Annotated in this window: 13 protein-coding genes, 3 rRNA genes and 1 pseudogene (1 of these 17 only partly in view); 10 read left to right on the forward strand and 7 right to left on the reverse strand. The window is 59.0% G+C overall.

Going from position 1 to position 20,406, the window contains the following annotated elements; translation table 11 throughout:
* Positions 1 to 83: 83 nt before the first annotated feature.
* Complete coding sequence (locus tag ACMYUN_RS13990) at positions 84 to 422, forward strand: hypothetical protein (protein ID WP_016772279.1); 339 nt, start codon at positions 84 to 86, stop codon at positions 420 to 422.
* Between the two features lie 190 nt (positions 423 to 612).
* Here the strand turns inward: ACMYUN_RS13990 and lapD are convergent, their stop codons facing one another.
* The gene (gene lapD / locus ACMYUN_RS13995; protein ID WP_415760911.1) at positions 613 to 2,565 is read right to left on the reverse strand and encodes a cyclic di-GMP receptor LapD; all 1,953 of its coding nucleotides are present in this window, start codon (positions 2,563 to 2,565) and stop codon (positions 613 to 615) included.
* A gap of 14 nt (positions 2,566 to 2,579) precedes the next feature.
* Positions 2,580 to 3,272, reverse strand: coding sequence for a cysteine protease LapG (lapG, locus tag ACMYUN_RS14000; RefSeq protein WP_039764200.1), 693 nt, complete (start codon positions 3,270 to 3,272; stop codon positions 2,580 to 2,582).
* A gap of 195 nt (positions 3,273 to 3,467) precedes the next feature.
* Here lapG and ACMYUN_RS14005 point away from each other — a divergent pair, with 195 nt between their 5' ends.
* The 5 genes from ACMYUN_RS14005 to ACMYUN_RS14025 all read left to right on the forward strand — a co-directional run bounded on the left by ACMYUN_RS14005 (position 3,468) and on the right by ACMYUN_RS14025 (position 10,470).
* Positions 3,468 to 4,178, forward strand: a complete 711-nt coding sequence (locus tag ACMYUN_RS14005) for a GntR family transcriptional regulator (RefSeq protein WP_415760912.1) — start codon at positions 3,468 to 3,470, stop codon at positions 4,176 to 4,178.
* 696 nt (positions 4,179 to 4,874) lie between these two features.
* Positions 4,875 to 5,651: a DUF3050 domain-containing protein gene (locus ACMYUN_RS14010; RefSeq protein ID WP_415760913.1), complete on the forward strand. Its 777-nt coding sequence runs from the start codon at positions 4,875 to 4,877 to the stop codon at positions 5,649 to 5,651.
* A complete protein-coding gene (locus tag ACMYUN_RS14015; RefSeq protein ID WP_310409779.1) occupies positions 5,648 to 6,577 on the forward strand; it encodes a diiron oxygenase in 930 nt (309 codons plus the stop codon). Before ACMYUN_RS14010 ends, ACMYUN_RS14015 begins: the two co-directional genes overlap by 4 nt.
* 10 nt (positions 6,578 to 6,587) lie before the next feature.
* Positions 6,588 to 9,980 (forward strand): amino acid adenylation domain-containing protein, encoded by a 3,393-nt coding sequence (locus ACMYUN_RS14020; RefSeq protein WP_415760914.1) that lies wholly within the window; start codon positions 6,588 to 6,590, stop codon positions 9,978 to 9,980.
* Positions 9,981 to 10,002: 22 nt separating this feature from the next.
* On the forward strand, positions 10,003 to 10,470 hold the full coding sequence (locus tag ACMYUN_RS14025) for an SRPBCC family protein (protein ID WP_415760915.1): 468 nt from the start codon (positions 10,003 to 10,005) through the stop codon (positions 10,468 to 10,470).
* Between the two features lie 126 nt (positions 10,471 to 10,596).
* On the opposite strand, the gene ACMYUN_RS14030 is transcribed toward ACMYUN_RS14025, so the two are convergent.
* Together ACMYUN_RS14030 and ACMYUN_RS14035 are read right to left on the reverse strand one after the other, a co-directional pair.
* Positions 10,597 to 11,382, reverse strand: a complete 786-nt coding sequence (locus ACMYUN_RS14030; RefSeq protein ID WP_370593577.1) for a methyl-accepting chemotaxis protein — start codon at positions 11,380 to 11,382, stop codon at positions 10,597 to 10,599.
* A gap of 69 nt (positions 11,383 to 11,451) precedes the next feature.
* Positions 11,452 to 12,528 (reverse strand): annotated as a pseudogene (locus ACMYUN_RS14035) (cache domain-containing protein); the annotation flags it as partial.
* A 261-nt stretch (positions 12,529 to 12,789) separates the two neighbouring features.
* On the opposite strand from ACMYUN_RS14035, the gene ACMYUN_RS14040 reads away from it, so the two are divergent.
* The 4 genes from ACMYUN_RS14040 to ACMYUN_RS14055 all read left to right on the forward strand — a co-directional run bounded on the left by ACMYUN_RS14040 (position 12,790) and on the right by ACMYUN_RS14055 (position 18,133).
* Positions 12,790 to 13,290, forward strand: coding sequence for a sigma-70 family RNA polymerase sigma factor (locus ACMYUN_RS14040; protein WP_039764190.1), 501 nt, complete (start codon positions 12,790 to 12,792; stop codon positions 13,288 to 13,290).
* Complete coding sequence (locus ACMYUN_RS14045) at positions 13,290 to 14,291, forward strand: FecR domain-containing protein (RefSeq protein WP_415760916.1); 1,002 nt, start codon at positions 13,290 to 13,292, stop codon at positions 14,289 to 14,291. Before ACMYUN_RS14040 ends, ACMYUN_RS14045 begins: the two co-directional genes overlap by 1 nt.
* Positions 14,292 to 14,377: 86 nt before the next feature.
* Positions 14,378 to 16,879 carry a TonB-dependent siderophore receptor gene (locus tag ACMYUN_RS14050; protein WP_415760917.1) on the forward strand — a complete coding sequence of 834 codons (2,502 nt, stop codon included), beginning with the start codon at positions 14,378 to 14,380 and terminating at the stop codon, positions 16,877 to 16,879.
* Positions 16,880 to 16,954: 75 nt separating this feature from the next.
* Positions 16,955 to 18,133, forward strand: a complete 1,179-nt coding sequence (locus tag ACMYUN_RS14055; RefSeq protein WP_415760918.1) for a PepSY-associated TM helix domain-containing protein — start codon at positions 16,955 to 16,957, stop codon at positions 18,131 to 18,133.
* A 66-nt stretch (positions 18,134 to 18,199) separates the two neighbouring features.
* Here ACMYUN_RS14055 and rrf (ACMYUN_RS14060) read toward each other — a convergent pair.
* From rrf (ACMYUN_RS14060) to ACMYUN_RS14070, 3 genes are all read right to left on the reverse strand, one after another.
* Positions 18,200 to 18,315, reverse strand: a 5S ribosomal RNA gene (gene rrf / locus ACMYUN_RS14060).
* A gap of 105 nt (positions 18,316 to 18,420) precedes the next feature.
* Positions 18,421 to 18,536, reverse strand: a 5S ribosomal RNA gene (gene rrf, locus ACMYUN_RS14065).
* A gap of 154 nt (positions 18,537 to 18,690) precedes the next feature.
* Positions 18,691 to 20,406 (reverse strand): 23S ribosomal RNA (locus ACMYUN_RS14070) (it continues 1,178 nt past the right edge of the window).

Below are 20,406 nucleotides of genomic sequence, written 5' to 3' on the forward strand. Positions count from 1 at the left end.
GATTTGATCGTCGCCCCGCATACTGGCGCGCAGTTGGCTATGCTGCTGACAGCATGACGCTGTTCATTTGTGAGGGATGCTCAATGTTTTACGTGCAACGCGATGCGCAAGGCCAGTTGATTCGCGTGGAAGCTGCGGCGTACGCCGAGGCCACGGAAACGCTGCCCGCCGATAACCATGAAATTCAGGCGTGGTACGCCAACGAAGCCGTGGAAAACAGCCTCAAACAGCTCAAGCAGAGCGACTTTGAAATGATTCGGGTACTCGACGACCTGATTCAGGTGCTGACCCAGAAAGGCGTGATCCGCGTCACCGACCTGCCGGCGGCGGCCCAGGCCAAACTGATGGACCGCACCCAGGCGCGTGAAGCGCTGGGCGGCTTGAGCCAGTTGATCGATGAGGATGAAGGCGGGTTGATCTGATCCTGGATCTTCACCGACTGGACTGGCCCTTTCGCGAGCAGGCTCGCTCCCACAATGATCGTTCCCACGCTCCGCGTGGGAATGCATCAAGGGACGCTCCGCGTTCCGACCGCAACTTAGTTATCACGGCCCGTCACCGTTGTGACGCAGAGCGTCACGGGCTGCATTCCCACGCAGAGCGTGGGAACGATCAGTTCAGGGCCCAGGGCTTCGGCTCACCGAGCAACTGCCCCTGCACGCCATACAGGCCCATCTCGCGAATCACTGACAGCTCCCCTTCAGTCTCGACCCGTTCGGCAATCAGCGGCAGATCGATGCTATGCGCCGCGCGCTGGATCGCTTCGATAAACAGGCGCTTGTCGCTCTCCTGATCGATCGCGCGGATGTAGCTGCCATCGATCTTCAAGTACGCCAGACCCAACCGCGCCAGATTGCCGATCATGCTGAAGCGCCCGCCGAAGCGCTGCAGGCTCAGCGAGAAACCGAGCTCGCGCAGGCGTCGGGTCAACTGCTCCAGCACTGCCTGTTCAGGCAATTGCTCCTCACCGATTTCCAGCGTCAGCCGCGCGCCGAGATTGGAATGCGCGCGCAGAATCTCGAAGACTTTGTTCAGCGCCTGCGGGTCGGCCAGCGTTGCCGAGGACAGGTTCAGCGCCAGCGAATCCTCGTGCCCTTTCATCTGCTCGAGCACGCGTTCAAGCATCAGGCGATCGAGCCGTGCGGTCCAGCCGAAGCGCTCCAGCCAAGGCAGGAAGCGTCCGGCGGGAATGGTCTGGCCCTGCTCGTCGAGCAGGCGTGACAGCACCTTGTAATGCAGCACCAGTTGCGTGTCCTGCGCAGCGACCACCGGCTGGAAGTACAGCTCGAAACGCTGCTGACTCAAGGCCTGATCCAGCAGTCGATGCCAGGCGTGATGATCGTCACCGACCTCCGCCACCAGACTCTGATCGATGCACGCCCAATTCTGCTCGCCCTGTCCTTCGGCCTGTGCGAGCGCCTGATCGCCCAGGGTCAGCACCGCTTGTGGTGAATCACCATGGGCAAACGGCGCCAGCCCGATGGAAGCCACCGCCGGCACATCGGTCGCGCCAGTGGCGTGCAGGCTGCTCAAGGCGTTGTCGAGATTCTGCGCCAACTGTAATGCTTCCTCGCGCACCAGCCCGGGGGCGAGCACGGCGAATTCACCGCCGCGAATACGCGTTACCAAGTCTTGGGTTTGCGGGTATCTGGCGCACTCGCGGGTCAGTTGCTCGCCGACGGCCTTGAGCAACTGATCAGTGCGCTGGCCGCCGAGACGCTGATTGAGCCCCGCCAGATCCTTGACCCGCAACAGCAGCAGATAACCGGAACTGGCCTGCTCCGGGTTGCTCACGCGGTTGTTCAGTTGCATCTCGAAATAGCGGCGGTTGGCCAGGCCGGTGAGGTTGTCCTGATAAGACTCGGTACGCAGTTTTTCACTGCGTTCGGCCTGCTCCTGGAACAGCGTCTTGAGCTTCTCGACCATCTGATTCATCGCCTGCACCACGCGACGCAATTCAGGCGTGCGCGGCAGATCCGGCAGGCTGAGAAACTCGCGGCGGGCAATCGCATGGGACTGCTGGACCATGTAATCGAGGGGCTTCAACTGCCGACGCAGCAACAGCGCGCCGAGCACCGCGCTCAATGCACCGCAGATCAGCAACCAGCCAAGGCTGCCCAGCGCGCTCTGCCACAGCTTGGCCACGGCGAACATCGGATGGCTGACCACCTCGACCCGCGCCGCCTGCTCCCAGCCACGGCTGACCAGCGCATCGCCACCGGCCGGCTCGAGGCCGATCAGTTTGACGAACCAGTCCGGCACATTGCTCACCGCCGGCGTGCCAATGCGCTCGACGATGGTCTGGTCGGTCTTCACGTCGACCACGCGGATGCTCGCGTAATAACCGCTGTCGAAGATCGAGCTGACCAGCAGCTCGACCATCGCCGGGTCGTCGATATTCGGCGTCAGCGACAACGCCAGCGCCGTCGCCGCGTCCTGCGCGTGGGAGCGCAACTGGTTGACGTACTGGGTGCGCGAGCTCTCCAGGCTGACCATGAAGCTGCCGGTGAAGGCCACGACCAGGAACAGACAGATAGCGATCAACAGCTGTTTGAACAAAGACATCTGAGCGCGTGCTCCTAGTTAATCGTCTCGACCGGAAAACCTTCGGCCTGCATTTTTTTCAGCACATCCTGCCAGCGCGACAGGCGTTTGGTGTCGCCGACCTTTTTATTGCCCTTGGCGCCGGGCAAATACAGACCTTCGGCATTGAAAGAGTAGACCGGCAGCAAATCGGTCCGCTGCGACGCCGGCTGGATCGGATCGATCAGGCTGTCGAGCACCAGCGGCATGGCATCGGGGGTCGCATAGTACGTCAACACCATGTGCGCGCGGTTCTGGCGCAGCGCCTTGACGTAGGTGATGCGCAGCTTGTCACTGGAAACGCCGAGATGACGCAGGCTGAAATACTTGGCGATGGCGTAGTCTTCGCAGTCACCGGCGCCCTTCCACAGCGCTTCGATCGGGGTTTCCCAATAATCCACTTCGCGCCACAGATCGATGTCTTCGACGTAACGCACCTGCTTGTTGAAGAACAGGTTAACGACTTTGAGCTTGTCCATCTCACTGGCCTGCTTCTGCGTCGCCAGCAGATTCTGCCAGGCATCGATGCGCTGCTGCCCGGCGCCCAGTGGCCCATAGAGAGCAGTGGCCTTGCGGCTGATCGCGGAAAAATCCCAATCGGCGTGCAGACCGCCCAGCATGACGCCGGCCAGCAGCAATGCGCAGCCAAGCCAGCGCAAGGTCCGAGGGATCGCGAAACGTACCGCCACTGCAGTTTCCAGGAGGACAGAAAGGAAGCGTTTGATGGTGAAGCTTAGCCCGGCAAAAAACAATGGCACCGTGAGATCATTGAACACGCGCTAGACTTGAGATTGCAGCGTTATGTTTTACAAGGTTTGACAACCTGTAGAGCAATCACTAGTGTCATTTGGATCCAAATATTGCGACCTACAGGGTGTGTTGTCGTGACTCAGAAGCCCAAACCGCTGCACAGCATCAAAGTCGAAGGACCGATTCCTGCGCATCTGGCCCGGGCGGTGATTGAAGAAACCCTGCGCTCGGCCATTCTCGACGGGCGCCTGCCCTGCGGCACTGCGCTCCGCCAGCAGGATCTGGCCGATCTGTTCGGGGTCAGTCGCATGCCGGTGCGCGAGGCCTTGCGCCAGCTCGAAGCGCAGGAGCTGCTCAGCGTCACCACGCACAAAGGCGCCGTGGTCGCGCCGCTGATCCAGGGCGATGCCACCGAAACCTACGAATTGCGCATTCTGCTCGAATCCGAGGCATTGCGGCAGTCGATTCCGTTGCTGACCGACGCCGAGCATCAACTCGCTGCCGGTTATATCGATGAGCTTGAAGCGCAACACGACTACAACGAGATCGGCCGTCTCAACCGTCTGTTCCACATGGCTTTGTACAGCAAGGCGCCGAACCAGCGACTGCTGCGCCTGGTGGAGGATGGCCTGAATGAAGAAGAGCGCTTTCTGCGCTTCAATCTGGAGGCGATGGGCTTGGGTACTCTGTCCCAGGATGACCACCGTGCCATGCTCCAGGCCGTGATCGAGAAGAACGTCCCTCGTTCGCTCGAATTGCTTGAGCAGCACCTCAACCGTGGCGTAGAGGTGATCACCCGCTATCTCGCTACTCCCGCGGCACAGAAGCGCCACACCTCACGCTGATATCCCGCAGCTCGAATAATCCCCTTACAAATCTTCGCGACCGCTCTGCTGCCGGCTCTGGCAGCGGATCGGCGTGCGCTTTTGCCCGCCTTGCCCTGACCGGCGCTTTTTTTGCACTCCACCAATGACCAATCGGTAATAGCCCTGACGGCAATTTACCCGCACTCTTCAAGCGCCAACCCTATAGAACGGGGACGCGCCGCCCTGACGGCACAGTCCCCGCAACAGGAACCTACGGAAGGAGCCTTGTCACGGGAAACAGGAAGTCCTGGCGCCGGTCCCGGCCAACTTTCGCCCCTATGAATTCAACCAATCTCCTTAGTTGAAAGTTGCTTCGAGTGAGAAATTCACTCTTGTTCATCAATTTTGGCCGTTATTAGCCGAAAGGAGTAACTACGCCTGAATAAAACTTGATTGGAAAGTTTTATCGGCAACTCTCATATTCAAAAAACAGCCAACTTGAAATAATTGAAAATAAACTTGTTAAATTCTTTTGCCCTGTATTAGCTTTCTCTCGCCAAGTTTGAACTTAGCGGTTCCGCTCGGCACACCTCACGCAGCAAATGCAGCAGCCGTGGCGCCGCAACAGCGCCACACCGCAATCAAGTTACGCCCCGGACAAGTTCCATCCAACTTGCTCGACACTGACAGCAACTGAAAACAACTGTGCACTTCATATCACTGATAAAGGACATCATGATGCCTACCAAGCAGCAACTCGCCTTGAAGAAAGCCGAACTGAGTATTCATCCGATCTTTTCCGAGATTACTTCGTTATCGGTATTACGCCGTTTCATGGAAACCCATGTATTCGCCGTATGGGACTTCATGTCGCTGACCAAACGCTTGCAACAGGAACTGACTTGCACGCGTTTACCCTGGTTGCCGCCGAGCGATCCCCACGCCGCTCGGTTGATCAACGAGATCGTGCTGGGCGAGGAATCGGACGATCGCCTCGATGTCGGCCATTACAGCCACTTCGAGTTGTACCTGGATGCGATGCGCGAAATCGGCGCGAGCACCACGGCGGTGGAGCGTTTCGTCACGTTGCAGCAGGAAGGCGTGAGCTACGACGTCGCGTTGCAGAGCATCGATGTCGATCCAGCGGCGGCGCAGTTTGTCCGCGATACCTTGCGCATTGCCCTGGAAGCACCGGGACACAGCGTCGCCGCCGCGTTCCTGCATGGTCGCGAGAGCGTTATCCCGACCATGTTCCAGCGCATCCTCGATGACTGGGGCATCGGCATCGAACAGGCACCGACCTTTCGCTACTACCTGCAGCGACATATCGAAGTCGACTCCGAAGACCACGGTCCCGCCGCTGAACAGCTGCTGGAGCGTATGGTCGATGGCGACCCGCAGCGCGCAGCTGAAGTCTACGCCAGCGCCATCGCCGCCGTGGAAAGCCGCATCGCCTTGTGGGACGGGCTGCGCTTGAGCATGAATGCAAAAGTTGCCGAGGTGGCCCAATGAACGCCGCCGACTATCAATCCTTCGCTGATGCCTGGGAAAGCCGCGCGACCATCCGCACTCGTCCGCGCCGGGTGCTGGAAGACGATCAGCGCCTGATCTACCCACTCAGCCGTCAGCCGCTGGTGCTCAGCGAAACCTTCCTGCGTGAATGCCCGCAGCAGCGCGATTTCGCGTTGGTGCAGACGTTGTACAAATTCATCAACGACGTAGTGATTTTCGAGACGGAAATCGTCAACAAGACCGCCCGCAGCATTGCCAAGAATCGCTTCGCCGTGGCTTTCCCTTTTGCCTGTCGCTATGACGCGATGACCGTGGTGGTCGATGAGGATTACCACGCGCTGGTGGCCATGGATTTCATGCAGCAAACGGTGGCGCTGACCGGCATCGAACCGATTCTGTTGCCCGACGAAATCGAACTGAGCCGGGCAATTCCCGCTGCTGTCGCGCTGGCGCCGGAACACCTGCGCAGCGCGGTGGAATTGATCTGCGTGGCGATCGCCGAAAACACCGTGACCGGTGATGTCGCGGCGTTCGCCCGCGACGATTCGGTCAAGCCGTCGATCAAAGGCCTGATGGCCGACCACTTGCTCGACGAGGGGCGCCACTCGAGCTTCTGGGCACGGATGGTGCGCATCTATTGGCACACCGCCAGCGACGCGGACCGCGAAACCATCGCGCAGATTCTGCCGGTGTTCATCGGCCATTACCTGACCAACGACATCCAGAAATCCTTCGACCTGCGCCTGATCGATGCGCTGTCAGTCGACGAAACCACGCGGCGTTCACTGCGCGAGGAGATCGCTGGATTCGCCTTTCCGATCAACCGCCATCACCCGCTGGTGGGCAACATCGTCAGGTTTTTCCACAACAGTTCGCTGCTCGACACACCGTCCGTGCAGCACGCGCTGCGCGACTATCTGGTTTGAGGAGGCCGACATGAAACGTCTCGACATTTTGCTCACCTGCGCCGGCCAGGCCATGACCGATCTGGCCCGGGAGCTCGAACAGCATGGCCATGCTGTGACCCGCAGCGGCGTGGCTCAAACGGCGGTGGATCTGATCATCGACGATGGTTTTATCGCTGCCGGCGATTTCTGCGCGATCCCGCATCTGCACTTGCGCCTGGGTGTCGCCGCGCAAGAGCATGGCGGCCTGCCGACCCTCGACTTGCTGTGCTTCCTCGGCTCGTCGCTGATCAGCCGCGTACCCATCGGCGATGAGCCGTCCGGCAACGGTCAGTCGCTACGCCAACGAGCGCTCGCCCATGTGGTCGACGAAGTGGCGTTGCTGGTCAGCCGCTTTTCCCGCGATGCCGATTATTTGAGGCATGCCCCGGCCCTCAAAGCGCCGGATTTCGAACGGCTGGAAGATCTGCTGTTTCTCGACAAACTGGCGTATGTCCACCGTCTCAACGACACGGCAAATCCGGCGCTGCTGCAACAAGCGCAGATCCCGCTGATCGAGCGCCTGCGACAAAGCCTGATCGAACATGCCGAACGACCGGCGCTGCACCTCGGCGGACAGGCCATCAGCTACCGCCAATTGCACGCCCACAGCCGGGCGATCCAGCAGCGGTTGCTGCCCTTGCTCGAGCAACATCCGCAGCCGTGGGTGGTCGCTGTCTGCCAAGGCAAAAGCCCGGCACTGTTCGCCTCGATTCTGGCGATTCTCGGCAGCGGCGCGGTGTACTTGCCGCTGGAGCCGAGCCATCCTTTGCAGCGCCAGCAATACATCCTGGAAAACGCCGGCGCGGTGCTGTTGCTTCACGATGGACAGCAGGCGCTCAGCGAGTCGATAGGGGGGCTGGATGTCAGTGGCATCGAAGCGCCGAACGCCGATCTCGACCGGCCGCTGATGCAGCACCGCCCGGAACTTGATGCGCCGTGCATGGCGCTCTACACCTCGGGTACCACTGGGCATCCGAAAGGCGTGCTGCTCAGCCAGGCCAATCTCGCCCATTTCACCGCGTGGTACGCCGACTACGTGCAGCTGCACGCCGAGAGTCGGGTGTTGCAGTTCTCTTCGCTGAGCTTCGATTCTTCGCTGATCGACATCTTCCCCAGCCTGCTCGCAGGGGCGGAACTGGTCGTGCCCGACGACACCCAGCGCCGCGATCCTTTGCAGCTGATTGCGCTGATTCGCCGGCGGCAACTGACCCACGCCTTCCTGCCACCGGCGCTGTTGAGCATCCTGCCGCTGGAACAACTGGAGGGCGTTCAGGTGATGACCGGCGGTGATGTCTGCGAGCCGTACGTCATCGAGCAACTGACCCGTCAAGGCACCCTGCACAACCTGTATGGCCCGACCGAAGCCACCGTGCTGATCACCGCGCGCCAGCTCAAACCGGGCGACAGCAACCGCACGCTGGGAGGGCCGATCGCCAACAGTCGGGTGCTGATTCTCGACGATGATCTGCAACCTGTGCCCGATCAAACCGTCGGTGAACTGTTCATCGTCGGTCCTGGTGTCTGCCTCGGTTACCTGAACAATCCGCAGCAGACCGCCGAGCGTTATCTGAACCTGTCCTTGCCCGGCGGCGAAACACTGCGCGCTTACCGTAGCGGTGACATGGCCAAGTGGGGCGAGCACGGTATCGAGCTGTGCGGGCGGCGCGACAATCAGGTGAAAATCCGTGGCTTTCGCGTCGAACCGGAAGAGATCGAACGCTGCCTGCGAGAGAGCCGCTTGTATCGGCAGATCGCCGTGGTCATCGACAGTCAGCGGCGCATTCTGGCATTCCTCGCCCAGCCACAGACCGACAATGCCCGCGACGAACTTAAAGCCCATGCCCGGCAGTTCCTGCCCGACTATATGCAACCCGTGGCATGGACCGCACTGGCGCAGATGCCGTTCGCCAGTAACGGCAAAGTCGATCGCAAGGCGCTGTTGGCATTGCCGGTGACGGTCCAGAACAGCACGGCGAAATGCCTGCCGGTCAATGCTGACGAAGCGCTGCTGTTGGAGATCTGGGCCGAATTGCTGGAACTCCCGACCAGCGACATTTCCACTGACGAAAGCTTCTTCAATCTCGGCGGTCATTCGATCCTGCTGTCGCGGATGTTGCTGCGCTTGCGTGAGGAGTTCGGCCGGAGCATTTCGATCAATCGCTTCATCGAACTGCCCACTATCAGCAAACTGGCGACGCTGGTGCGCGGCACCGATGACAGCGCCGTGCTCAGCGCTCAGGCCATGGCCGACGCCGAGCGCGCGCTGGACATCGAACCGCTGCCGATCAGCCGCATGGGCGATGTGCACAAGGTCATCGTCACCGGTGCCAACAGTTTTGTCGGCGTGCACATCGTCGAAGCGCTGCTCGGGTGGGGCGCCAGCGAAGTGGCCTGTCTGGTGCGTGATAGCGCCGGGCAAACGGCGGCGCAACGCTTCGTCCAAGCGTTGCGCGAAAACCGTCTCGAGCATCTCGATCTCAGCCGCGTGCGAGTCTATGCGGCGGACATCAGTCGCCCGCAACTGGGCCTGGGCGATGAGGATTATCAGCACCTGGATCGCGAGTTCGGCGCGCTGGTGCACAACGCTGCCAACGTCAACCACGTGCTCGATTACGAGTCCCTGGCGGCGGACAACGTAGAGCCGATCTTTGCCCTGCTGAAGCTATGCGAAGGGCAGCGCAAAAAGGTCTTCAACTTCGTCTCGACGCTGTCGGCATCCAGCACCGTGGATGATGCCGGTCGGGTGCTGGAACTGCCCGCCGCCGCGACGCCGCCGATCTACATTCGCAACGGCTACAACCTGTCGAAGTGGGTCGGCGAACGCATCCTTGAACGAGCGCGAGAGCGCGGTGTACGGGTCAATCTTTATCGCCCCGGCAACATAAGCTTCAACAGCCTCAGCGGCGTTTGCCAGCCACATAAAAATCGCTTGATGCTGATGCTCAAAGGCTCGATCCAGCTCGGTCAGGTGCCGGCCTTTGCGCTGAATTTCGACCTGATGCCGGTGGACTTTCTCGCCCGCTTCATCGCCTTCCATGCCAGCCGTTATTCAGCGGATCGCGCGGTGTTCAACCTGCACAACCCCGAGCCGCTGAGCTGGGATGCCTACGTCGCTTCGTTCCGCGAAACCGGCAGCGAGTTTTCGCTGGTCAGCGTCGCCGACTGGCAGCAGCAATTGAACCGGGTCGACGCCGACAACGCGCTGTTTGGCGTGCTCGGTTTCTACCTAAATGGTTTCGAAGAAGACATCGGCGACATCTCGCTGATCGGCCACGCCAACGCCGCGGCCGGCGTGCAGCAGATGGGCGCGCACTACCCGCAGAAATCCCCGGCGCTGCTACGTCGCGGCTGCGACTACCTGAAAGAAATCAACTTCATCTGACTCATCCACAAGGAGCAATACCATGAGCAATCTGCAACCCGACACCCTGATCAAAAACCCGCAAGGCTGCCACGTTGTGTCCTCGGTGGAAGTGCCGGCGGACGCGGCGCAAGTCTGGGCGGTGGTCGGCGATTTCGCCGGCTTCAATCATTTCATTCCGGCGCTGTCGCACACCGAAATGACCGGCGAAGGCGTGTCATCGCTGCGCAAGAAAATCTTCAAGGACGGCAACGTCGTGGTCGAACAACTCAACTCCCGCGATGAACAGGCGCGGCACATGACCTGGACGACGATTTACAACACGTTGGGGGTGGCGAATCTGTGGGCGGCGATGCAGGTGGAATCGCTCAGCCAAGGGAAGTCGCGAGCGACCTGGACGATCGTTGCCGAACCGGCTGCGGGTGGGGATGAAGCATTGCCGGGGTTCAGGGATTTCGTGCAGGGGTTTGCCGATGATGCGATGGGCAATGTGCTGAAGCTGTTTGTTTAAGGCATCGGTTTGGCGGTGAGTGAACCGCCGCTTTCGCGAGCAGGCTCGCTCCCACATTTGGAATGCATTTCCCTGTGGGAGCGAGCCTGCTCGCGAAGAACAATAACGCGGTCTGCGATCTGTGAATCAGATCTTGAAACTGTCAACCAACTGCTTCAACCGGTTCGCCTGCTGCGACAACGCATCACAATCCTTCAACGTTTCGTTGAGGTTGGCCACGCTCTGCTGGTTCAACAGGTTGATCTGGTTGACGTCGACGTTGAGGGTTTCCACCACCGCCGTCTGCTCTTCCGTCGCCGCTGCAACCGATTGGTTCATGCCGTCGATTTCGCCGATGCGCTGGGTCACGCTGACCAGGCGCAAACCGGCCTGATTCGCCACTTCCACGCTCTGCTCGCTAGACGCCTGGCTGGCGTTCATCGTGCTCACCGCTTCGCGCGAGCCGACCTGTAGCGAGGTGATCATCTTGTGGATTTCTTCCGCCGATTCCTGGGTGCGGTGCGCAAGGTTGCGCACCTCATCGGCGACCACGGCAAAACCGCGCCCGGCCTCACCGGCACGCGCGGCCTCGATGGCAGCGTTGAGCGCCAGCAGGTTGGTCTGCTGCGAGATGCCTTTGATCACATCGAGAATGTGGCCAATGTTGTCGGTGCTGGCGTTCAGGGTTTCGATCTGCGTGCACGACAGGCTGATCTTCTGCGACAGCTCGGTCATCGCCTGAATGGTCTGCTCGACCACCTGACGACCATCATCGGCCTGCTCGGAAGCGCCACTGGCGTGCTGCGAAGCATCCGCCGCGTTGCGCGCAATCTCCTGAGTGGCGGCGCCCAGCTGATTGATCGCCGCCGCGACGCTGTTGGTGCGTGCACTTTGCTCATCGGAACCGACGATCGAAGCGTTGGACGAAGCCATCACCCGTTGCGACAGATCATGTACGTGACGGGTCGCCGACGACACTTCGGAAATCGATGCGTGGATCCGTTCAACGAACTGGTTGAACGCGCTGCCCAGTTCACCGAACTCGTCTTTGCTCTCGACCACCAGACGCCGCGTCAGGTCGCCTTCGCCCTGGGCAATGTCTTTCATCGCGCGGCCCATCGTGGTCAGCGGACGCATCAACACGTTGATCAACAGGCTCAGCAGCAACGCAATTGCCGCGACCGCGACAAACATGGCGATCAGCGCCGAGGTGCGGAATTGGCTGAGTGCAGCGTAGGCCTTGTCACGATCGATCGACAGACCGATGTACCACTGAGCGTTCGGCAAATCGCTGACCGGGGTGAACGAGAGAATGCGTTCCTGGCCGTTGAGCACGACGTTCTGGTTGCCCTTCTCGATGCGCACGCTGGTGTTCGGGTAGATATCCTTGAGGTTTTTCATTACCTGATCTTTGTCCGGGCTGACGATCACCTGACCGTCGGCACTGACCAGAAACGCATGGCCGAGGCCACCGAAGTCCACCGAGTTGATGATCTTCACCAGGGTTTCCAGGCTCAGGTCACCACCGACCACACCGAGCAATTCACCGTCCTTTTTCACCGGCATGGCGATGGTCACCACCAGGCCACCGACGGCCGCCATGTACGGCGGGGTCAGCATGGTTTTATCGGCGGCCACGGCCTGCTTGTACCAAGGCCGCTGACGCGGATCGTAACCGTCCGGCATCTTCGCATCGGGGCGCTGGGTGAAGACACCGTTGGCCTGCCCGACATAAGTGAACTGGAAGTTCGACGTGAAGGCCGGCTGATCGACAAGGCCGGGGAGGTCGGCATTCCTGCCTTGATGGGCAACGTTCTGCGCAAGGTTTTCCAGCACCAGAATGCGCCCGCTCATCCAGTTCTGCACGCTGCTGGCGGTGAGGTCACCGGCCTGTTGCACGGAGGACTGCAGGTTCTGGCGAATGGTGTTTCGCTGCAAATAATCGTTGTAGAGCGTGAACAACGCGAACGCCAGGACCACGACGCCCGAAGCGGCAAGGAGGATTTTATGGCTGAACTTGAGATTCATTTCATGGGACTTCTTATGCCAAAAGTGGGGATGCGTTTCCGGATGCAACATTCCATGTACGACGCAGGCAGCGTTCTTCTGGCCGCTCTACTTTGGTGCACGCATTTCTCACCAGTCTGTCGGCCAGCGGCGGAGAAATCTTAGGGGCGCGTGAGAAATGGACGGGGTTTGTGCAGGATTCCCGCCGAACGGCGTGCCAGAGCGGCTGCGAGGGAATTTTTCGCATCGACATGGGGGCGACAGTTGCAAAATCTGTAACCCTTGATGACAATGCGACTAATTATCATTTGTGACGTTCGGGCTGGCGTGGTCATGTCTTCACCTGAGTTGGTCGTACAGGCGCTTTACGGTAGTCATCACGGCTGGCTCAACGCTTGGCTGCGCGCGCGGCTGGGCAACGCAGCGGATGCAGCGGATCTGGCTCAGGACACTTTCCTGCGCCTGCTGCAACGCACCGAACGCCTCGAACTGAAAGCGCCCCGAGCTTTCTTGCGAACCATCGCGCGCGGTCTGGTGATCGATCATTGGCGCCGCGAGGAAATCGAGCGGGCCTATCTGGAGACCATTGCTCACTTGCCTGAAGGCGAAGTACCTGACGCCGAATCGCGCGCGTTGGTGCTGGAACTACTGGAAAGCATTGCGCGCATGCTTGAAGGACTGAAGCCGAAAGTGCGTCAGGCATTTCTCCTGGCGCAGTGCGAAGGGTTAACGCATAAACAGATCGCCGAGCAGTTGGGCGTGTCGGTACGTTCTGTGGAACGCTACGTCGCCGATGCGCTGTATCACTGCTATGTGTTGCGGTATGAAAACTGATGCCTGTGGATAACCTCTCACTCGCTCGCCGCGTCGAACCGCGCCAACAGGTGGTCAAGCAAGCGATTCACTGGCTACTGCGGCTGCGCAACAACCACGGCAATTCGCGGCTGACTCGCCAATGCGAGCAGTGGCGCGCCGAGCATCACGAACATGAAATCGCCTGGCAGCGGGTGCAGTCGCTGCAAGCCGAATTGAGCTCCAGTCTGCGCGCCGTGCCGGGTGCGCAGGTCGCTTTCAACACCTTGGAAAACAGTGCGCAGGGGCTGGGCCGACGCCAGGCCTTGAAGTTGTTGTCGGGCGCGCTGTTGGTGGGCTCCGCCGCGTGGCTGGCCAAGGACAGCGCCGCCTGGCAGCAATGGAGTGCCGACTACGCGACGGCGACCGGCGAACGGCGCGGTTTCCAGTTGCCAGACGGCACGCGCATCGAACTGAACACCGCCAGCGCCGTGGATCTGGAGTACACCACGCAGCAGCGCCTGATCAAACTGACCCGTGGCGAGATCATCGTTACCTGCGGCGGCGCTGACGAAGGCGCGGCGGCCGATCGACCGCTGCGCGTACAGAATCGCCACGGCAGTTATGCGCCGGTCGATGCGCGTTTCATTTTGCGTCAGGACGATCAGTGCACGCGGCTCAGCGTTACTCGTGGCCGGGTGTTGGTTCGCGCTGGCGGTCTTTCCCTCGAAGCACTCGCCGGGCAGAGTTTTCTGGTCGATCAAAGCGGTTTGCGCGCAGCGCCGACGCCGGATATGGATGCGGGCGCCTGGCTCGACGGTTTGATTGTCACGCGCAATATGCGGCTGGGTGACTTCCTCGCTGAAGTCGGCCGTTATCGCCCGGGTTATCTCAATTGTTCGGCGGCGATCGCAGACCTGCGCCTTTCTGGGGTGTTCCGTCTGGAGGACACCGACAGGCTGCTGGCGGTCCTGCCGCAGACGCTGCCGGTGCAATTGCGTTATCGCACCCGCTGGTGGGTGACCCTGGAACGTGCAGTGTGATTATTTTTGGCGGGTTTTCGCAGTCAGTCCGGCTTAGTCAGTAAGCACTTCAACTCAGCCCCCGCGACTGCCTACGGAAATCCACAATGACTGTCCGCGCCACTTGTAAGAACCCTCTGAATTTCACTGCAGAATCGACACTACTGCGCCATGCGGTTCGCGCGGCACTGCTGACCACCGCGCTGGGCGTCAGCGTGTTACCGAGCCTGAGTCTGGCCGCCAACACCGGCACCGAGATCAGCCACCGCTACAACATTGCTGCCGGGCCATTGGGCGAGGCGTTGAATCAGTTTGCCCGGCAGGCCGGCATCACCTTGGCGATGACGCCGCAACAGACTCAAGGTCAGCAATCCCCCGGCGTGCAGGGTGAATATTCGACCGATCAGGCCTTGAGCCATTTGCTCGGCGGTTCCGGACTGGAAGCCGTCAGTCAGGACGGCAGCAGTTACATTCTTCGCCCACTCGCTGAAAGCGAAGCACTGGCCTTGCCGACCACCGATATCAAAGGCTTCGCCCTCGGCAACGCGCTGGGCAGCATGGCCGGCTACAACGCCACGCACAGCCAGATCGCCACCAAGACCAGTACCGCCCTTCTGGAAACTTCGCAAAGCGTGTCCGTGGTCACACGTGAGCAGATGGATGACCAAGGCTCACAAACTGTCTCGCAAGCGATGCGTTACGCCCCGGGCGTGCTGACCAATCCGTACGGCGCCACGCACCGTTACGACTATGTAGCGATGCGTGGCTTCAACGACGGCTCGGTGGACAACATCTATCTCGACGGCCTCAAGTCGATGGGTGACAGCGGCACTTACAGCACCATGCAGGTCGATCCATATTTCCTCGAGCGTGTGGACATTCTCAAAGGCCCGTCGTCCGTGCTGTACGGCCGTAGCTCGCCCGGCGGTCTGGTCGCACTGACCAGCAAAAAACCGTTGTATGAGCCTTACCACCAGGTGCAGGCCATAGTGGGGACGCAAGGCCAGCGCGGGGTTGGGTTTGACTTCAGCGGTCCGGTCGATGACGACAAGCGCATTGCCTATCGTCTGACCGGATTGAGCGATCAGTCCGACACGCAATTCGATCACAACAAGGAAAAACGCTTTGCCCTCGCCCCGACGTTGAGCATCGATTTCAGCGAAGACACCTCGCTGACCCTGCAGGCCTACCTGCAACACGATCCGGACGGTGGCTACCACGGCGGCGTTCCGGCGGACGGCACGATCCATCAGCGCAATGGCGAGCGCATCTCGCCGCGCTTCTTCGAGGGCGAGCCGGGGATCGACGGCTACTCCCGTGACCAGCAATCGTTCGGCTATCAGTTCGAACATCGCTTCAACGATGTCTTCACCGCCCGGCAGAACTTCCGCTATCTCGATTCCAAAGTGAACATGGATCAGGTCTACGCCTATGGCTGGACCACCCCGACCAGCAATGAACTGAACCGTTATTACACCGGCGGTGACGAGCGCCTGCATGCGTTTATCGTCGACAACATGCTGCAGGCCGAATTCTTCACCGGCGCGACCAAGCACACGGTGCTGATGGGCGCGGATTATCAGCGGCGTAAAACGGTGGTCGACTGGACCAGCGGTGGACTGGCGCCGATCAATGCGTTCAATCCGGTGTATGGCAATTCGGCGATCGAAATGTACGGCGACACCAGCTATCTGCGTCGTCTGGAGCAGTCCGGTGTGTATCTGCAAGACCTGATCGAAATGGACAAGTGGCGCTTCTCGCTGGGCCTGCGTCAGGACTGGGTGGAGACATCCGATGAAAACCGTATTGCCGAAGCGGGGCGCCCGGTTGATACAGAGATCAATGATCGCCGCAAGAAACTCACTGGGCGTGCCGGCGCTTTATACCTGTTTGATAACGGTCTGGCGCCATACATCAGCTACTCCGAGTCGTTTAACCCGAACTCCTATGCCGACAGCGCCGGCAATCCACTGGCCCCCACCGATGGCACGCAGTGGGAAGTCGGTTTGAAGTACCAGCCGCCGGGCACCGACAACCTGTTCACCGCCTCGCTATTCCGCATCGACCAGAAAAACCTCGCCACCAAACTGCCCCAGGAAAACTTCTATCGCGCGGTCGGCGCTGTGCGCTCGCAGGGTCTGGAGCTGGAAGCGCACATGCAACTGACCGACAACTTCAAGGTGCTCGGCAGTTACACCTTCACTGACATCGAATATTCGAAATCGATGATCAGTACCTTGAGTACGCCGACCGATGTCATCGAGAACAAGGGTAACTCGCCGACTCAGGCGCCGCGACACATGGCCTCGCTGTGGGCTGACTACAAGTTCGACAGCGCCGCACTCGATGGGCTGCGCTTGGGCGGTGGGGTGCGCTATGTCGGCTACAGCTGGGCCGATGCGGAGAACACGATGAAGGTGCCGTCTTACACGCTGTTCGACGCCTCGATTGGTTATGACCTGGGCAAGATTGGTTTGAAGGGTGTTGATGTTCGGCTCAATGCAAACAACCTGACCAATGAATCCTATGTCGCGTCCTGCGCCAGCCTGAACTTCTGCTACATGGGCGAAGAACGCAACGTAGCGGCGACCGTCAGCTATCAGTTCTAAAGCATTGTTCTGTGCATAAAAAAGCCAGCCCCTGCTGTCAGGGGCTGGCTTTGTCGTTTATTCGGGGTGTCTTGCATGCGTGCGTTTCTGGTTTTGTTGCATCGTTATATGGGCTTGGCTACTGCTGTGTTTCTTGTGTTGGCGGGCCTCACAGGCAGTGTACTGGCGTTCAATCATGAACTGGATGAGTGGCTGAACCCGCAGTTCTATGAGGCGACTTCACAGGGTGAGCGCTTGCCGCCGGGCGCGTTGGTAGATGCGGTGCAGACTGCGCATCCGAAATTGCAAGTCTGGTACATGGAGTATCCGCAGGAGGCGGGGCATACGGCGCTGCTGGCGGCAGTTCCACGCAATGATCCAGCAACGGGTCAGCCGTTCAATGAACGTAATCAGGTGTTTTATCTGGATCCGGTGAGTGCGGAGCACAAAGGCGCGCGTTACTGGGGCGAATGCTGCTTTCAGCGGGAGAACTTCATCCCGTTCATTCTGGAGTTTCACTACAACCTGACATTGCCCGGTAGCTGGGGATTGCTGTTGATGGGTGGGGTGGCCATCGCCTGGGTGATCGACTGCTTTATAGCATTGTGGCTGACCTTGCCGCGCGGCAAGCCCTTCTGGAAGAAGTGGGCGACTGCGTGGAAGGTGAAAGGCGGGCATGCATACCGTTTGAACTTCGATCTACATCGCGCCGGCGGATTGTGGGTGTGGCTACTGTTGTTACCGATCGCCGTCAGCAGCGTGGCGATGAACTTGCCGAGCCAGGTGTTCAAGCCTGCGGTTTCGTTGTTTTCGCCAATCGAGCCGAGCGTTTATGAAGCCAGAGGACGAATGCCCGCTGATCAACTGGGGACGACACTGTTAAGTTATCAACAGGCGTACGAAAGGGCATTGCAGGAAGGGAAACGATTAGGACTGACGGCGGCAATCGGCGAGTTGTATTACAGCTTTGAGTACAACTTCTACGGCGCAGGGTTTGGACAGCACGATACGGACGCACACGGTAAATCCTGGTTGTTCTTTCACGGTACCGACGGACGCTTGTTAGGACAGGAAATCGCCGGACAGGGCACGCTGGGAGAGCAGTTCTATCGACTGCAGTTGCCGATACATGGGGGACGGATCATCGGCGTGACAGGGCAGATAATGATCGCAGTATTGGGTGTGTTGATTGCGGGGCTGTCAGGGACGGGGGTATATATCTGGTGGCGCAAGTGGCAGGCAAGACGCAGCAGCAAGAATCGCAGAACGGCCTGATCTTTCATACACGCTTAAATGACAAAACCCCTGTCTGCGTTAGCAGACAGGGGTTTCGGAATTCAATCTTGACGATGACCTACTCTCACATGGGGAAACCCCACACTACCATCGGCGATACATCGTTTCACTTCTGAGTTCGGGATGGGATCAGGTGGTTCCAATGTTCTATGGTCGTCAAGAAATTCTTTATCTGGCCCGTCAACACGGTAACAGGCCAGCAAAAACAGGAACTTCTACTAAAACAAAACCCCAACTGCTTTCGCAATTGGGGTTTCGGAATTTAATCTTGACGATGACCTACTCTCACATGGGGAAACCCCACACTACCATCGGCGATGCATCGTTTCACTGCTGAGTTCGGGATGGGATCAGGTGGTTCCAACGCTCTATGGTCGTCAAGAAATTCGGGTACTGACTCGTGACCAGATGGTCTCGCTTCAGCAAATTGGGTATGTGACAGCTAGGTGTTTGTGCGCTTCGAACTTTCGGTTCGTTTCGTCTTCACACACCGCAATCTGGTGCCTTCTCAGGTCAGCAAATTGCTTGGGTGTTATATGGTCAAGCCTCACGGGCAATTAGTATTGGTTAGCTCAACGCCTCACAGCGCTTACACACCCAACCTATCAACGTCGTAGTCTTCGACGGCCCTTCAGGGAACTCAAGGTTCCAGTGAGATCTCATCTTGAGGCAAGTTTCCCGCTTAGATGCTTTCAGCGGTTATCTTTCCCGAACATAGCTACCCGGCAATGCCACTGGCGTGACAACCGGAACACCAGAGGTTCGTCCACTCCGGTCCTCTCGTACTAGGAGCAGCCCCTCTCAAATCTCAAACGTCCACGGCAGATAGGGACCGAACTGTCTCACGACGTTCTAAACCCAGCTCGCGTACCACTTTAAATGGCGAACAGCCATACCCTTGGGACCGGCTTCAGCCCCAGGATGTGATGAGCCGACATCGAGGTGCCAAACACCGCCGTCGATATGAACTCTTGGGCGGTATCAGCCTGTTATCCCCGGAGTACCTTTTATCCGTTGAGCGATGGCCCTTCCATACAGAACCACCGGATCACTAAGACCTACTTTCGTACCTGCTCGACGTGTCTGTCTCGCAGTCAAGCGCGCTTTTGCCTTTATACTCTACGACCGATTTCCGACCGGTCTGAGCGCACCTTCGTACTCCTCCGTTACTCTTTAGGAGGAGACCGCCCCAGTCAAACTACCCACCATACACTGTCCTCGATCCGGATAACGGACCTGAGTTAGAACCTCAAAGTTGCCAGGGTGGTATTTCAAGGATGGCTCCACGCGAACTGGCGTCCACGCTTCAAAGCCTCCCACCTATCCTACACAAGCAAATTCAAAGTCCAGTGCAAAGCTATAGTAAAGGTTCACGGGGTCTTTCCGTCTAGCCGCGGATACACTGCATCTTCACAGCGATTTCAATTTCACTGAGTCTCGGGTGGAGACAGCGCCGCCATCGTTACGCCATTCGTGCAGGTCGGAACTTACCCGACAAGGAATTTCGCTACCTTAGGACCGTTATAGTTACGGCCGCCGTTTACCGGGGCTTCGATCAAGAGCTTCGCGTTAGCTAACCCCATCAATTAACCTTCCGGCACCGGGCAGGCGTCACACCCTATACGTCCACTTTCGTGTTTGCAGAGTGCTGTGTTTTTAATAAACAGTCGCAGCGGCCTGGTATCTTCGACCGGCATGAGCTTACGGAGCAAGTCCTTCACCCTCACCGGCGCACCTTCTCCCGAAGTTACGGTGCCATTTTGCCTAGTTCCTTCACCCGAGTTCTCTCAAGCGCCTTGGTATTCTCTACCCAACCACCTGTGTCGGTTTGGGGTACGGTTCCTGGTTACCTGAAGCTTAGAAGCTTTTCTTGGAAGCATGGCATCAACCACTTCGTCACCCAAAGGGTAACTCGTCATCAGCTCTCGGCCTTAAGATCCCGGATTTACCTAAGATCTCAGCCTACCACCTTAAACTTGGACAACCAACGCCAAGCTGGCCTAGCCTTCTCCGTCCCTCCATCGCAATAACCAGAAGTACAGGAATATTAACCTGTTTTCCATCGACTACGCTTTTCAGCCTCGCCTTAGGGACCGACTAACCCTGCGTCGATTAACGTTGCGCAGGAAACCTTGGTCTTTCGGCGTGGGTGTTTTTCACACCCATTGTCGTTACTCATGTCAGCATTCGCACTTCTGATACCTCCAGCAAGCTTCTCAACTCACCTTCACAGGCTTACAGAACGCTCCTCT

The organism is Pseudomonas sp. CP4, assembly GCF_047758505.1.
GTDB lineage: Bacteria > Pseudomonadota > Gammaproteobacteria > Pseudomonadales > Pseudomonadaceae > Aquipseudomonas > Aquipseudomonas fluorescens_AO.

What these genes read in the sequence shown, in the direction of transcription:
- ACMYUN_RS13990 (WP_016772279.1), top strand. Translation starts at nt 84, where the DNA reads ATGTTTTACGTGCAACGCGATGCGCAAGGCCAGTTGATTCGCGTGGAA.
- lapD (WP_415760911.1), bottom strand. Translation starts at nt 2,565, where the DNA reads ATGTCTTTGTTCAAACAGCTGTTGATCGCTATCTGTCTGTTCCTGGTC.
- ACMYUN_RS14010 (WP_415760913.1), top strand. Translation starts at nt 4,875, where the DNA reads ATGATGCCTACCAAGCAGCAACTCGCCTTGAAGAAAGCCGAACTGAGT.
- ACMYUN_RS14015 (WP_310409779.1), top strand. Translation starts at nt 5,648, where the DNA reads ATGAACGCCGCCGACTATCAATCCTTCGCTGATGCCTGGGAAAGCCGC.
- ACMYUN_RS14020 (WP_415760914.1), top strand. Translation starts at nt 6,588, where the DNA reads ATGAAACGTCTCGACATTTTGCTCACCTGCGCCGGCCAGGCCATGACC.
- ACMYUN_RS14025 (WP_415760915.1), top strand. Translation starts at nt 10,003, where the DNA reads ATGAGCAATCTGCAACCCGACACCCTGATCAAAAACCCGCAAGGCTGC.
- ACMYUN_RS14030 (WP_370593577.1), bottom strand. Translation starts at nt 11,382, where the DNA reads ATGGCTTCGTCCAACGCTTCGATCGTCGGTTCCGATGAGCAAAGTGCA.
- ACMYUN_RS14040 (WP_039764190.1), top strand. Translation starts at nt 12,790, where the DNA reads ATGTCTTCACCTGAGTTGGTCGTACAGGCGCTTTACGGTAGTCATCAC.
- ACMYUN_RS14045 (WP_415760916.1), top strand. Translation starts at nt 13,290, where the DNA reads ATGCCTGTGGATAACCTCTCACTCGCTCGCCGCGTCGAACCGCGCCAA.
- ACMYUN_RS14050 (WP_415760917.1), top strand. Translation starts at nt 14,378, where the DNA reads ATGACTGTCCGCGCCACTTGTAAGAACCCTCTGAATTTCACTGCAGAA.
- ACMYUN_RS14055 (WP_415760918.1), top strand. Translation starts at nt 16,955, where the DNA reads ATGCGTGCGTTTCTGGTTTTGTTGCATCGTTATATGGGCTTGGCTACT.